Raw genomic sequence first — 15,029 nt, 5'->3', positions numbered from 1 at the left:
TTAACTGATTAATATACAAATAAATATCCAAAAGACTATACTATTTCATAACCATAACGGTGATAAGAACTGAAACCATGAAAAAAATGGCTAAAGTTGTTCTGAAAAAAAAGAATTCATCACAAAAAATTAAAGAAAGAAACGGATCAACTGCACGTCCAGACATCAAAGAAAATAATTCTGCTATTGCATACGATCTTTTTAATCTAATTGATAAGTATTACCAAGCCAATCTGGGAAAATTTACTGCTAGTATTAGCCCGGCTTCAGTAGCAACATCATATTTTTCATGGGGATCGCAACTGTTACAAGCCCCGGGGACCTTCTTAAAATTAAGTCTTTATCCATTATTGAATTTCTCTGATTTTGTTGAACGACTCGTTCATCACGACAAACCTGGCAATGGTAACGATGTGCGTTTTCATACGGATAAATGGAATCTCTATCCATGGCGTTTATGGGCGGAACAATTTTTACAAATTGAAGAATGGTCTTTAAAAGCAGCAAGTGAAATCCCGGGATTGAATGAAGCCAATCGACGAATTATTTCATTCACAATAAAGCAGCTCCTTGATGCACTATCCCCTTCCAATTTTGTTTTGACTAATCCTGATTTATTGCAAGAAACATTAAATTCATATGGAGAAAATCTAATTCATGGAACACAATTAGGCCTGCAGGACCTTGTTGAAAAGTTAACAGGAACTCCTCCAGCAGGAGTTGAACACTTCATACCAGGCAAGCATGTTGCCTTGACAAAAGGCAAGGTGGTTTTTAAAAATCATCTGATTGAACTCATTCAATACGAAGCGCAAACTCAAAAAGTCTATAAAGAACCCTTATTAATCCTTCCAGCCTGGATTATGAAGTATTATATTCTTGATCTTCTTCCGGAAAACTCATTAGTGAATTGGCTGGTTCAACAAGGCCATACTGTATTCATAGTTTCCTGGCTCAACCCATCTTCTGAAGACAGAAATTTAGCGCTTGATGATTATTATCGACAAGGAGCTATGGCTGCAATCGATAAAATATCAGCCATAATACCTAACACAAAAATTCATTTAATGGGGTATTGCATTGGCGGAACTTTAGCTATGATTACCGCAGCAACGATGGCTAAAGACCATGACGACCGCCTGAAAAGTCTTTCTCTGCTCGCGGCTCAGGGAGATTTTACCGAAGCAGGTGAATTATTACTTTTCATTAATAACAGTCAGGTATCATTTTTGGAAAACATTATGTGGGAACAAGGCTATTTGGATACCAAACTCATGGCTGGAAGTTTTCAAATGTTGCGATCCTACGATCTGATTTGGTCTAAAATGGTTCAAGACTACTTGCATGGAACACAAAGAGGGATGATCGCCTTACTTGCATGGAACGCGGATACAACGCGAATGCCTTATAAAATGCACAGCGAATATCTTGAAAAATTGTTCCTCAAAAATGAATTCTCCGAAGGGCAATTTACTATTGAAGGCAAGCATATAGCACCTGAAAATATTAGACTGCCTGCATTCGTAGTCAGCACTGAGAAAGACCATGTGAGTCCGTGGAAGTCTGTTTATAAAACTCATTCGCTGATTAAACGAGAAGATATTACTTTTGTTCTGACGAATGGTGGCCATAATGCAGGTATTGTTAGTGAACCAGGGCATCCGAGGCGAAGTTATTTAATTCGTGAACAAAAAAAGGAAGAAACATATATTTCTCCTGAGCATTGGCAGGAAATCGCCGAATCGAAAAAAGGTTCATGGTGGATTGCCTGGCATGATTGGCTAGTGAGACAATCAATCAGTGGAATGAGCTCACCACCTAAAATCGATAAAACGTTACCTGACGCTCCAGGAAAATATGTGTTACAAAAATAAATGATCTTTAAATTGAGTATAAAAATATGGACAAAGACTATTACAAAATAATGGGAGTAAGTGAGGATGCCTCTGAGAAAGATATTAAGATGGCATATCGAAAATTGGCTCGGAAGTACCACCCTGATATAAGTAAGGAACCCAATGCAGAAGAGCACTTTAAAGAAATGGGGGAAGCATACGAGGTTTTAAGGGATCCGGTTAAAAAAGCTGAGTATGATAGGTATCGAAAAAGCAAAGCGTATCAACAACAAGGAACGTCGACACATTGGCGCCCTGAAGAATCCGAACATTTTTACAGTGGTCAATTTAATGAGGACTTATTTGAAAGTTTATTCGGTCATTCTCGCTACCGCCAGGAACCGATGGCCGGACAAGATTATCATGGAAAAATAAATATCAGCCTGGAGGATGCATTTAAAGGAACAGTTAAAAACATCCAGATTCCAATTGCACAAGAATCAAAAGTCACCATGCAAACCCTAAAAGTGAAAATACCGCCAGGAGTAAAATCAGGCCAACAAATTCGCCTTGCAGGACAAGGAGCGGCGGGAATCCATGGGGGCCCTCGCGGTGATATTTATTTAACGATTCATATTGATAAACACCCTCTTTTTGATTTAATGGATGGTGACATCTACCTCACACTCCCTATTACTCCATGGGAAGCTGCATTAGGTGCAACGATTGAAGTTCCTACATTGGGAGGAAAAATCGATTTAAAAATTCCCCCGGCATCTCAAGGAGGACAAAAATTAAGGCTTAAAAATCGTGGGTTACCAGGAACAACTCCTGGGCATCAATACGTTCTTTTAAAAATTATTACGCCACCACCAACAACTGAGGCAGCAGCAGACCTCTATAAAAAAATGGAGCAAGTAATGCCTTTTAATCCACGTGACAAAATGGGAGTATAAGCATGAAGCAAGACAATACAATAATTGGCGTGCTTATTGAAGAAACTATGACTGTCTCATTTGATGAAGTATGTCGAAAGTATCATATACCTGAAGAATTATTACATGAAATGGTAGAATACGGATTATTTTCTAACAAAACAGCAAAAACAGAGCACCTTAAATTAAATCCAAACGATCTTCGCAAAATTGAATCGGCATTCCGCTTACATCGAGATTTGGGAATTAATCTACCGGGGGTAGCACTTGCATTAGAACTATTGGAAAGAATAGATCAATTAAATGAAGAGCTTAACATTTTACGTAAACATTTTTGATTGATTAGCATAGCCAGTAGCTTGGGAACAACGCAGCGAAACCCGGGTTACTGGAGCTTGGACCTGATTACAGATTTAACTTCTCAATCTTACTCTTTTTTCTGTGATTTTAAGTTTTAAACATCCAATGTAAAAAATTACTCAAACGGATATTGCTACACATTGTGATATGGTAATACAATGGACAAAGGATATCTTTTAATTAAGCAAAACCTATGCGCCCTTTGTTTATAATTTTGATTGTTTCCTTGGTTGTTTTACAACATAAGCTGTGGCTGGGCGATGGAAATTTGATTCAATGGCAAAATCTTGAAAAAAAATTGGCAGCTCACGAACAAGAAAACAATAAACTGGCAACACGTAATCGAGCTCTTGAAGCAGATATTAGAGAGTTAAAAAGTGGCGAGCAAGCCCTGGAAGAACAAGCACGCTATGAACTTGGAATGGTAAAAGGAACTGAGGTCTATTATCAATTTGTAGACTAATCATTCGATATCAAGCAACCAGTAATTCAAGATACTTAGGTGGCTGCTTGTCCCAAAGACTTAGTACAAATCCCCCTCCCCCGGAACCTGTAGGTTTTACAGCCAGAGCACCTTCTGCAGTTAATCGATTCATATGTTGCTGTAAACTCTCGCTAACCAGGTTCCATTGATAGAAGCAATCAGCCGCTTTATTAATTGCTTGTGCCAAAGAAGGGATTGCATCCACGCCCCCTAACTCCAAAGCATTTCTAGCCTCTTCAACTGCTACTACCATTTGTTTATCAATTTGTTCAGCCAATGTAGGATTTTTAGTCCATAAATTTTGGACCTGTTGGATACAATGTGACGTAATTCCAATTTGCTTACATGAAGATAAGAAAAACTGAGGACGAATTTTTTGCTGAAGTGGGGTAATATTTCCGGATTTAAAATAAACCCCTTCTTCCATAGCAACTCCTGCTACATCAAGCCCACTACTCTTTCCATGAAATAAATGTTCCAGTTCTTTTGCAAAATCATTACATTGACTTTGCTCTATCATTTGTTGCGCACAAAACCAACGACTCATTGCCACACAAAGAGCTGCTGAAGCCCCCATTCCAGCCCCCACCGGGATTGTGCTATCTAAATGGAAAAAGCCACCTAATTGATTTAAAGAGCGGCCTAATAATTGCATGCCATGTTCTAGCACACTCCAGAATAAAAGCTGCATATCAGCGCCACTGCTTCCTGTATAATCAGCCCCTAAGGAAGTTGCAGCGGCAGAATAAGTCAAAGTTAATTTCTTTTCCTTGATCGGAAATACCAGAGCGGGATGCCCCCGTACTACAGCGTGCTCACCTGCCAAAATCCATTTGCCAAAAGTTGTGGTTTCAAAATCAAAGAACATCATAATTGCCTATTAAATAATCACGTTTAAATTCACGTGCCAATTCAACTTGGTCAGAACGATACAACAAATGAATATTAGGTCCAGCATCCATAGTCACTATAGGGCCATCGCCCTTTTTATTCCAAAAATTCTCCAAATGGTGCAATAGATCAATACAATTGTCGGTCATATATGAAAAGGGTTGCTCACAAGTACTAAACAAACGATGCATATCTTGAAATTCACGCCAGCATATCTGATATGCCGAAGTCCAATTTTGACTCATCAATGCGTCTAATAAATGCTTTAAGTTCTCCCTTGCCCTTTGACTCCGTGTTGCATAGAAAGGACTGCTCTTTACTCGTTGATGTGCTTCACTTGAGGGAACATCCTTCTTCTTATTGCTAATAATCACACCTTGATAGATTAATTCAGGATAAGGTAAGTCCACTGCTTTAACTTCATTGTCATCCCATAATGCCCAGGGAGAATAAAAAGATCGACAGGATGATCCTGAGCCTAATCGACTTAACTGTGCTTGTTCATCAACTGAAGGCGTGGGTTTATTAGTTAATTCGCTCAAAGCAACCACAGCACAGCGAGTTAACGCTGCGAAGCTTGAGGCAGAACTCGCCATACCACTACTGTGTGGAAAATTATTACAAGATTGTACTAAAAACCCACCCTCATAGCCAAAGTATGCCTTTATGCGAGCGAGATGGTTAAGAAACCTTTTTTGCCCTTCTGCGGAAAGAACAAAATTTTCAATTCCGCCCGGTATAAGCAATGGTTCCCAAATATCTTTTTTGGAACTTGCTTTTTCAAGTCTTACTGTACTTTTAAGTTCATTTAAGGTGTAGGACAATGAAGGATTATCAGGACTATTAGAGTTATCATCCTTTTTTCCCATATATTTGATCAAAGCAATATTAGCTGGGGCATGAGCTAGCCAATACATAATTTCTCCTTGGGATCCATAAACTAGTTCAATGTAGCCTAATTAAGGCGCAGCCGTAACTCGAGAAATTTGTCATAGAAAACCCAGACTACGCTGCACTTCACCCAAGCTACATTTTTTACAAATTTCGGAACTACGTATAAAAAAATTCATTAATTATATCGTACGTAATTTTGAATTAGCCAATTGTGCTGTAGGTGTACCAGGATAAGCTCTTACTACTTGTTGCAGGAACTTCTTAGCCTCTTGTTTATCACCTTGTTCAGCATAAGCGTAGCCAACTTTCAACATGCTTGCAGCCGATTTACTTGAAGTAGGAAATTGTTGTAATACAACGTTAAAATGCGCTATGGCTTGTGAATAATCTTTTTTAACTAAATAGAGCTCACCTAACCAATATTGTGCATTAGCAGTGTAACCGCCCCTTGGATATTTTTGAACAAATACATTCATTGCGCTTATGGCATCATCATATCGTTTATTTTTTATTAATTCGTATGCAGCTAAATAGCTGATTTGTTCATCCGCAGGATTTGCTCTGGAGGTCGATACAGCAGGAACCGTAACTGGTGTAGTACCCGATTTGTTTGCTTGGACATCAGGTGCAGATACAGTTTTTTTAGGTGCAGCGGGTTCATTAGAACCTACAGAAAGATCCAATGAAGGTTTATTTGGCGATGCTTTAGCAGAAGCAGTCCCACTTAAACGCGAATCTAAATCTTTATAAAAAGCAACTTGCTGCTGCTGTAATAATTTTAAATCATGAGCTTGTACTTCCAGTTGTCCGCGCAGCTCTTGGATTTCTTGTTGCAAACTTTGAATTTTATCAATCAGCTTGGCGCTGTCAGCAATATTACTTGAATCATTTGATTGGTCATCTTTAGCAAGTGCAGGTTCATCATCTGAATAATTCTCATTCCTCGCTACATCAAACCGACCATTTTCAATTTGTGGTTCATCGTATTTAGAACCAACAGGCGCTTCATACGCCTGCTGGTCAATCATTGCAAAATTTTCACTTTCATCAACTACAGGCGCCACTGACCAACAGGTCAAAGGTAGCATGAACATAAAACCTGTAGCGATAATGTGTTTTTTGCAATTTATCATCTTGTTGCCTCATATGTAAATTCTACGCGTCGATTTTGTGCATGCGACGCTTCATCATGTCCTAAGTTAATTGGACGCTCTTTGCCGTAGCTCACAACTCGCATTTGTTGTCTGTTAACACCAGCCATACGCAAAATGTCTGCTACAGTATTTGCACGACGCTCACCAAGAGCAACGTTATATTCACGACTACCGCGCTCATCAGTATGTCCAGCTATTAACACACGAGCACCAGCATGGGTCTTCAAGTATTCTGCTTGAGCATTAACAGATGGTAAATATTTGGGAGCCAAGTTACTGTCATCATAAGAGAACAAATACAATTGATTATGAGGAGCCTTAGTTGTATAAGATTCACCTGGTTCTTGACCAGCAAAATGAGTAAATTGACCTAAACCCTGAGCAGAAGCTTCAGCATCAGTCACCCCTACTCCATCAGCACTACCTGGTGCTTTGGAGCACGCAGCAACTAAAACAGCACTCGCTACAAGCAGACCTAATTTACATAATGATCCGGCTTTCATCCTCAATCTCCTTCGTTCTTTTTATTATTAACAAATTTCAAAAATCCCATACAGGGCTCATGGGGGCACATTGTACAATTCTTTTTATTTTTTGGCTACAGTAACTAAATTAAACCTATTCAGTCTTAATTCGTAGACCGGGTGCAGCATCACGTTGAAAAATTTTATTCAAGTCCATACCGAAGTTCCCTATGTTGCACCCAAGCTACGATTTTATAGGTACAATTTACGCGAAACCCATCCTCTAGTGCTCAATATGAGACACGACAAAATGGGCTAAGCTCGCAGTAAACTGTTGAGTCGCTTTATTCGCTGCGATTACACCACCGTAGGGTGTATCACTAGGACAGGGGATTTGTAAATTGATAATTTTCGAAGCCAATACTTTATTATCACTAACATGGGTTAAAACAATTTTGACTGAAAATTCTAGTACACTCGGTTTTTTAAGGAAATTTTGTTCTAGCGCAAGCAATTGGGTATCTAATCGATAATTTACACCTAAAGTATAAGCATTAGATGTAACAGCTTTAAAAAGATTTGTCCTTTGCAAGCTTTGCAGAATTAAAGGATAAAGCATATCTGCTGGTGGATTTACCCATGCATTTTTTGCAAACGGTTCAAGTTCATACGGTTTTTTAATATAAAGCATTTGTTCTGTTTGATACCCTGCGGCAGCATCAGGGGCTGTAACCAGCAAAGTAATAGGCATCGGCTCTTTAACCATCTGTTTCGTGCTGTATGCACTTAATTGATATTGATTTTTTACAGAGACTTTAACAGGTGAGCATGCAGTCAGTACCGCTGTACTTAAACCCACGAGAAACACAGTCAACTTTTTCATCTTTTATTCTCCAGGCCCTGGTTTTGGCGGTTTACTTCCACGAACAACAACAGCAGGGTTTTGTCGCATTTCACTACTTACTTTTTCCAAATTAGCAGAAATTGCATTCAATCGTCGTAATAAGATCACAGCGGGCGGAAGCGCTTCCTCTGAAATTTTATCTATGGCATTTTTACCTGTACCCATAGTTTTTGATACGCTGTTTCCAGCTTTACTCAAACTTTCTGCCATCGTATTAAATTTAGTTATTCCCACTCTTAATTCATCAAGCATATGCGGGAAATCACGACTTGTTTTGGCAAGATTATCCATTAAAACATTAACATTCTTACCATTACGCGCAAGATCTTTAGAAAAATGATCAATATTAGCTAAAATATGACGTACATGTATTGCATTTTCTTCATTAAATATACGTTTTGCTTCAGTACTTACAGAATCCACATCTTCTGATACTCTCTTTAAAATGCCGTCCAATTGAGTAAAAACAGAAGGTTTTGAAGGAATAACGGGGTATGGTTCACCAGGCATCTTTTGGATTGGCGTCAGATCAGAGGTACTTGCGCTTAGACCAATATAAGTTACACCAGTGATCCCTTGGGAGTTTAATGTTGCATATGTGCTTGTCGTAATAGGTGTTCCTTCTTCAATATCCAACAAGACTTCAACTTGCCTCGGGTCGCTTTGATTTAATTTTATTTCTTTTACGTCACCGACTTGTACCCCATTGTATTTCACAGGAGCATCCTGTGTCAGACCAGAAGCCGCTTCATGCATAAAAACGGTATAAGTAATGTATTTCTTCTGACTAAAACCAACAGACAACCACAGCATTGTAGCCACTAACCCTACCAGTAATATAAGTACGACTACCCCTACGATAGTGTAATTGGTTTTCGCTTCCAAGTATTCTGTCTCCAGTTACGCATAGTGCCTTCTCATACATTCAATTGAGGCACTAGATTACATTTTACTAAAATAACCAGCAATTATTTTATTCTTATTTTTCATCAAATCATCAATCGTCTCAATACTTAAAATTCTTCCATCACCGACAAAGGCCACGCGATCTGTTGTTCGTTTTAAAGATTCTATATCATGACTCACCATGACTATAGTCAGTTTTAAAGAATCTCTTAAAAAAACGATCAATTCATCGAAAAGCCTTGCGCTCAATGGGTCCAAACCTGTAGTTGGCTCATCCAAAAATAACAGCTCAGGATCCATAGCAATTGCACGCGCTGCAGCTGCTCTTCTTTGCATTCCCCCACTCAATTCTGAAGGTAATTTACCCGCGGCTTCTTTAGGTAATCCAACTAATGCGATTTTTAGCAGGGCCAATTCATACATGAATTTATGATCCAGCTTAGTGAACTCTCGCATGGGAAACATAACATTTTCTACCACATTCATTGATGAAAATAATGCACTATGCTGAAAAAGCATCCCCCAACGACGACGAAGCAGAAATGATTGTTCCATATTGAGATGGCTAATGTCTTGGCCAAATATTTTAATCTCGCCTGCTGTAGGCTTTAGTAACATCAATAAACTACGTAATATCGTTGTTTTTCCACTTCCCGAACCACCAATAATGGCTAGGATCTCTCCTTTTTCCACAGTCAAATTCACATCAGAGTGCACCCATTGACCACCGAGATAATTTTTTAGCCCTTTAATTTCGATAATGGGTTCACTCATCTATAAATGCATCCGACTGTAAATGATTGAATAAATTGCGTCAGCAATGATAATTAAAAATAATGCCTGCACCACACTTTTAGTGGTTTGGCTGCCAATATTTTTTTCCGTACCGGCTTCTACTCTAAATCCCTGAAAACAACCAACCAGAGCAATTAACAATGCAAATGCGGGGGCTTTATATAGGCCTAAATTCAACTGTGAAATTCCAACAGAATCTTTCAGTCGTTGTAAAAAATCGATGAAGCTGATGCCCAGCATGTTATTAGCCATAATCATCGCCCCTAAAATACTAAAAACATCAGACCAAAAAATCAATAAAGGGAATACGAGCAATAAACCTAGAACTTTAGGAAGTACTAATAATTCCGTGGGAGAAAGCCCCATAGTTAAAAGCGCATCCACTTCTTCATTCAGTTTCATACTACCAATTTGTGCCGTAAATGCAGAACTGGTGCGCCCAGCAACAATAATAGCTGTAATAAGAGGAGCAAATTCACGGAAAATAGCCATGCCTGATAAATAGGCAATGAAGCTGTTTGCCCCATATGTTTGCAATTGCAATCCCATTTGATAAGCCAAAACCACACCAATTAAAAAAGAAAGCAAAGCCAAGATAGGCAAAGCGGTTACGCCTGTTGTATGAACATTTGAAATAATGCTAGGTAATTGAAATCGTCGCCAATTACCAAATGCTTCGAATAATTTAGTAGTCAAATCACCAATTAAAACAATAAGGCCATCTACTTGCTGGAATTTATTCTCTGACTCTTTACCCAATTGATAGAATACATTTTTTTTATCTGGAGAGGGAATTTGATAATCTAAAACATCTTTTTTTGATTTAATTAAATCTATAAGTTGTTGTTGATTTTCGGTAAAATCAGCCAGTTCAACTTGATTTTCTCGCTGTTCGAGCATATCAACACATTTAATTAAAGCTAAAGCTCCTGCACTATCAAAATCACTGATGTCTTTGCCGCTAATAATTACTTTTTGTTTTTTTGGTAACTCAACTTCACCGAATTTTGTTAATAAATTCCCAATTTTCAGAACAGACCAGGGTCCTGTACAGTGAACTCTGGCAAGTTCCTTATCGAACGTGATTTGCGCGCTGTTTTGTACCATAGTCATATTTATTGAAAAATAGCCTCAAGAATAATAGGAATAGTCTGGAAGAGCAAAAACAATAAAGCATGGTACCACAATAACGCATTATTCGGATAGGTAAAAAATAGAGCCTGAGTGCATGAAATTAAACTCAGGCTACTTTTTATATTGCGAAAAGCTAAACCGTTGCTTTTAGCGAGCTAATTGCATTATTTAGTTCAGTAACTTTCTTGCCTCCATCGGCCAGAGGCTTAAACATTGATAACTCATGCATGCGAACTGTAGAGCCAACACGATTCAATCCTGTATTAATGAGATCGACCAGATCATCCAAAAATTTTTCCCACCATCCCCGATGTGTTCGTAATGTTTTTACGTGTTCTTTATCTTCGCCTAGAACTTCTTGGCTTCTTGATTTAAACGAAACCAAGTTGCCATCCACAACATATTGCCTAATCAATGCAGAAATTTGGGCATGAATACTTTTGGCAGCTGTTGCAGCGTTTGAATATTTCGAGAATTCCTTTTGATTTTTTTCGTTCTGATATTTTTTAGCTTTTTCTTCATATATTTTATGTTTTGCCTGAATTGCTCTTAATTTGACCTTTACATCAAAAATATATATACGACGTTTGTCTATGATTCTGGGATCAACATAAGTTTCCTGGGACAGCTTATTATCGCTTAAAGTCTTCTTAGATTTTACACTATGCCTTGTTTTCGGGGGCTCTAATACCCCAGAATTTTCTCTTTCTAACCGGCCTCTTCTTGTAAGGGATTCAAGTGGTGTTTTAGGCTGAGTTGAGGCAAGAGCGTCCTCTTTTTCTTTCTCAATAGAAGCCTCGGCTTTATGCTCAACCTGTTGTTGAAGGAGATGATTTTCTTTCATAGGCTCAGGAGTTGTAGTTAAACTTGCGCTTTCTTCTACAAGAACAGGAAGTTCTTCATGCCGCTCATGAGTACTTGGGCTTGATTCAATTTGAACTTCTGGCGAAAAACGTACTCTTAACTTATGGGTCAGTTCTTTAATCTCTCGATCCAAGCTGTTGAGCTCTTCTTGATGATAAGGAGTTAATCTTATAGTAGAAACTCTTTTCTTCAGGTTTTCGTGATATTTCTTTAAAAATCGTTCCAAGTCTTCTGGGGAGTTACACTTTTTCAATTGTTCGATAAGTGTTTCTCTTAATTTTTTAGCCGCGTTAAAAGCATTCACTTCTTTACTGTGTTTTCCCATAACATCTCCAACAGTTAAATCCAACTAAGTGCGCTTAATTTACACTTCACGCCTAAAAAACACCAGGAAATTAAATTAAAAAAACTAAATGATTATAAAAAAAATTCACCTAGCTTATTTTGGCCAGTTAGTCCCTCTATTGGTGAGGTAAATTAGGATATGCAATAAAATGCTCGTAAAGATAAAATTCACTTTTTTTCATGAATTAAATGAGCATTTAGGAAAACCCAAACTCTATGATGTATAACAGCATAAGAAAATAAAACTAAATCAAATATTACCTACAATTTCCGGGTAGTTTGCTGTCCTATTTTATGATAAAATTGCTTTCATTTTTTTCAAAACACTGAAATCAGGTATGCAAGAAAATTACAGCCAATTTGAACAACGCAAACATGGCATTACAAAACTTGCGTTAATGCCGGCTACTCAAAGGAGAAAGCATGCCTTTAACTTCTAACAACGACGAGCTATTCCGTGGATTTTCTAAACTCTCTCGCGAAGAACGTTTTAAGCGCTTGTTAGCCTTAGGTGCCATAACACCTGAAGACATTGCATTTCTTAAAAATGGTGGCATAAAGGATTTGAATCTAGCAGATAAACTGATTGAAAACGTTATTGGTTATTTTCAACTTCCTTTAGGTGTAGCAACTAATTTCAACATTAACGGCCAAGACTATGTTATTCCGATGGCGGTTGAAGAAACATCAATTATCGCAGCTTTATCTAAATCCGCCAAATGGATTAGACAATGTGGCGAAATAAAAACTTGGGTTCAAGGCGAATGTATTTTAGGACAAATTCAATTAGCAAACGTTAAAGACTTCTCTAAGTTTTCTCAAATTTTCCATGAAAACCGAACTTATCTGATTAGCAAAGCCAATAAAGATGTCGCTGAAAATATGGTAAAACGCGGCGGCGGGGTCATGGATTTACAATTACGCCAGCTCAAAAGAGAAGATAATCAAGATATGGCCGTCATTCACTTGACTATGAATAGTTGCGATGCCATGGGAGCCAATATCATCAATCAAGTCCTTGAATACTTGAAAACACCTATAGAGCAGTTAACTGGTGAAGAAGTCACCATGTGTATTTTATCCAATTTGAATGATCAAAAGTTAACAACAGCACAAGTCACGATAAATACTATAGATCCAGTACTTGGCCAAAAACTGCAAGAAGCATCGCTCTTTGCAGAAATGGATCCATATAGAGCTGCTACCCATAATAAAGGGGTAATGAATGGCATTGATCCCGTTTTAATTGCAACAGGAAATGACTGGCGCGCAGTAGAGGCTGGAGTGCATGCTTATGCAGCTCGCGATGGGCAATATCGAGCAATTACACGTTGGCGCTATCAGGATGGAGTACTTACAGGGCAACTCACGGCTCCAATTATTGTAGGAACTATAGGCGGTGTTACTTCATTGCACCCTACGGCAAAAATGTGTTTACGAATGATGAATATTTCTTCAGCAAATCAATTAGCTCAAGTTATTGCTGCTGTAGGCCTTGTCCAAAATTTAGGTGCGATTAAGGCATTATGTACTGAAGGTATTATTCAAGGCCATATGAAATTACATATTGATAATCTGCTCTTGGCTGCAGGGGCTAATGAAAATGAAATGCCTGTACTCAAAGAACATTTACAAAAGTGGTTGGATCTGCATAAAAGAATTAGCCTTAACAATGCTCATGAGTTATTGGCAAAAATCAGACAAACGCCGATTGCCATATGAAATGGTTAATTCCTGCGAAAACTTTTTTATTAGGTGAGTATGCTGCTGTAGCTGAAGCTTCAGCATTTGTTCTCACAACCTCCCCCTGTTTTGAGCTCACTCTGACAAAACAAGAAAAACCATCTGGAATTCACCCGGAATCTCCGGCTGGACGTTGGTGGCAACAACAAAATTTGGAACAAAGTCTTTTATGGAATGATCCTTATGCAGGTCGAGGTGGCTTAGGTGCTTCCAGTGCACAATTTTTGGCAAGTTATTTAGCGAGTTGTTTTGTAAATAATACAATACCTGATTTAAAACAGATGATTAATGCTTACTATGAATCATCATGGACAGGAAAAGGTTTAAGGCCTAGTGGGTATGATGTAATAGCACAATCCCAACAAGGGTGCGTTTACATTAATAAGCAACACAAAGTAATCAAATCCTACGACTGGCCCTTTCATGATCTGTCTTTTTTTCTCATCCATACAGGCGTAAAACTAGCTACTCATCATCATTTACAGGATACCGCCCTTCCCGATCAGATTGATTTTTTATCGCTATTAGTAGATGAAGCAAAACAAGCCTTCCAGCAAGCTAATTCTCAAAAATTGATTATGACTATTAATAGCTATCATCAAAAACTCGCAGAGCTAAATTTAGTTGCAGAACACAGCTCAAAACTTATCAGTGAATTTAAAAAATATTCGGAGATACTCGCAATCAAAGGTTGCGGCGCTTTGGGAGCAGATGTTCTCTTACTCATTACTTCAACAAATAACGCTCAAATCCTTGCTGATAAATTAAAAATGCGGCATTGCACCATATTGGCTACAGAAAAAAGTATTAATACTCATACCCCATTAATCAAGCAAACCTCGTTTTTTTAACGCCAATTTTGTCTAAAAAAAACATTTATGCCCGTTAAAATAACAAAAATATAAGAAACATTATAAAAAGACTTGAAATTCTTCGATAATACGGTATTATTCCAGCCTCTTTAGGGCCGTTAGCTCAGGTGGTAGAGCAGGAGGCTTTTAACCTCTGTGTCATAGGTTCGAATCCTATACGGCCCACCATTCTGGTTAGTAGCATTCAATATCAACCAGAACGCAAAATGGCAAAATATTAAATCCATACCTCATTGCGCTCGTAGCTCAGCTGGATAGAGTACTTGGCTTCGAACCAAGGTGTCGGGGGTTCGAGTCCCTCCGAGCGCGCCATTTAACCTTTATAAATCAAGAACTTACGTTTATATTCAAGGATTCAAAAAAAGTACTGTAGCAAATTTGTAACACTTTGGCTCTTCCCCAAATCAGGGGGCACTAATCAAGAACACAAAACTTTAACCCTTAACCTA

15 protein-coding genes and 2 tRNA genes are annotated in these 15,029 nt (G+C 38.3%); 8 read left to right on the top strand and 9 right to left on the bottom strand.

Features of this window, described 5'->3' with window-relative positions; translation table 11 throughout:
* Positions 1–77: 77 nt before the first annotated feature.
* The 4 genes from DGG96_RS18200 (at position 78) to ftsB (ending at position 3,593) form a co-directional block, all read left to right on the top strand.
* The gene (locus DGG96_RS18200; RefSeq protein ID WP_110143957.1) at positions 78–1,874 is read left to right on the top strand and encodes an alpha/beta fold hydrolase; all 1,797 of its coding nucleotides are present in this window, start codon (positions 78–80) and stop codon (positions 1,872–1,874) included.
* Between the two features lie 26 nt (positions 1,875–1,900).
* On the top strand, positions 1,901–2,791 hold the full coding sequence (locus tag DGG96_RS18195) for a DnaJ C-terminal domain-containing protein (protein ID WP_110143956.1): 891 nt from the start codon (positions 1,901–1,903) through the stop codon (positions 2,789–2,791).
* A gap of 2 nt (positions 2,792–2,793) precedes the next feature.
* A complete protein-coding gene (locus tag DGG96_RS18190) occupies positions 2,794–3,108 on the top strand; it encodes a chaperone modulator CbpM (protein WP_110143955.1) in 315 nt (104 codons plus the stop codon).
* 215 nt (positions 3,109–3,323) lie between these two features.
* The gene (gene ftsB, locus DGG96_RS18185; protein ID WP_058466902.1) at positions 3,324–3,593 is read left to right on the top strand and encodes a cell division protein FtsB; all 270 of its coding nucleotides are present in this window, start codon (positions 3,324–3,326) and stop codon (positions 3,591–3,593) included.
* Between the two features lie 10 nt (positions 3,594–3,603).
* On the opposite strand, the gene DGG96_RS18180 is transcribed toward ftsB, so the two are convergent.
* From DGG96_RS18180 to DGG96_RS18140, 9 genes are all read right to left on the bottom strand, one after another.
* Positions 3,604–4,482 (bottom strand): mevalonate kinase family protein, encoded by an 879-nt coding sequence (locus tag DGG96_RS18180; protein WP_110143954.1) that lies wholly within the window; start codon positions 4,480–4,482, stop codon positions 3,604–3,606.
* Complete coding sequence (locus tag DGG96_RS18175) at positions 4,472–5,422, bottom strand: diphosphomevalonate decarboxylase (RefSeq protein ID WP_110143953.1); 951 nt, start codon at positions 5,420–5,422, stop codon at positions 4,472–4,474. The genes DGG96_RS18180 and DGG96_RS18175 overlap by 11 nt, the downstream gene beginning before the upstream one ends.
* Positions 5,423–5,578: 156 nt before the next feature.
* Positions 5,579–6,532: a tol-pal system protein YbgF gene (gene ybgF / locus DGG96_RS18170; RefSeq protein ID WP_110143952.1), complete on the bottom strand. Its 954-nt coding sequence runs from the start codon at positions 6,530–6,532 to the stop codon at positions 5,579–5,581.
* A complete protein-coding gene (pal, locus tag DGG96_RS18165; RefSeq protein ID WP_110143951.1) occupies positions 6,529–7,056 on the bottom strand; it encodes a peptidoglycan-associated lipoprotein Pal in 528 nt (175 codons plus the stop codon). The genes ybgF and pal overlap by 4 nt, the downstream gene beginning before the upstream one ends.
* Before the next feature lie 244 nt (positions 7,057–7,300).
* Positions 7,301–7,900, bottom strand: a complete 600-nt coding sequence (locus tag DGG96_RS18160; protein ID WP_110143950.1) for an ABC-type transport auxiliary lipoprotein family protein — start codon at positions 7,898–7,900, stop codon at positions 7,301–7,303.
* A gap of 3 nt (positions 7,901–7,903) precedes the next feature.
* Positions 7,904–8,806 carry an MlaD family protein gene (locus DGG96_RS18155; protein ID WP_199739265.1) on the bottom strand — a complete coding sequence of 301 codons (903 nt, stop codon included), beginning with the start codon at positions 8,804–8,806 and terminating at the stop codon, positions 7,904–7,906.
* Between the two features lie 57 nt (positions 8,807–8,863).
* Positions 8,864–9,601, bottom strand: coding sequence for an ABC transporter ATP-binding protein (locus DGG96_RS18150; protein WP_110143949.1), 738 nt, complete (start codon positions 9,599–9,601; stop codon positions 8,864–8,866).
* A complete protein-coding gene (locus DGG96_RS18145) occupies positions 9,602–10,729 on the bottom strand; it encodes an MlaE family ABC transporter permease (protein WP_110143978.1) in 1,128 nt (375 codons plus the stop codon).
* Positions 10,730–10,889: 160 nt separating this feature from the next.
* A complete protein-coding gene (locus tag DGG96_RS18140; protein ID WP_110143948.1) occupies positions 10,890–11,945 on the bottom strand; it encodes a hypothetical protein in 1,056 nt (351 codons plus the stop codon).
* 443 nt (positions 11,946–12,388) lie between these two features.
* On the opposite strand from DGG96_RS18140, the gene DGG96_RS18135 reads away from it, so the two are divergent.
* The 4 genes from DGG96_RS18135 to DGG96_RS18120 all read left to right on the top strand — a co-directional run bounded on the left by DGG96_RS18135 (position 12,389) and on the right by DGG96_RS18120 (position 14,892).
* Entirely contained in the window at positions 12,389–13,687 is a 1,299-nt protein-coding gene (locus DGG96_RS18135; RefSeq protein ID WP_110143947.1) for a hydroxymethylglutaryl-CoA reductase, degradative, read from the top strand.
* A complete protein-coding gene (locus DGG96_RS18130) occupies positions 13,684–14,559 on the top strand; it encodes a mevalonate kinase family protein (protein WP_110143946.1) in 876 nt (291 codons plus the stop codon). The genes DGG96_RS18135 and DGG96_RS18130 overlap by 4 nt, the downstream gene beginning before the upstream one ends.
* Before the next feature lie 113 nt (positions 14,560–14,672).
* A tRNA-Lys gene (locus DGG96_RS18125) sits at positions 14,673–14,748 on the top strand.
* A 67-nt stretch (positions 14,749–14,815) separates the two neighbouring features.
* A tRNA-Arg gene (locus DGG96_RS18120) sits at positions 14,816–14,892 on the top strand.
* The last annotated feature ends 137 nt before the right edge of the window (positions 14,893–15,029 follow it).

It is taken from the genome of Legionella qingyii (genome assembly GCF_003184185.1).
Note: the sequence above shows the minus strand (reverse complement) of the source record. Positions and strands in the feature narration are given on the sequence as shown.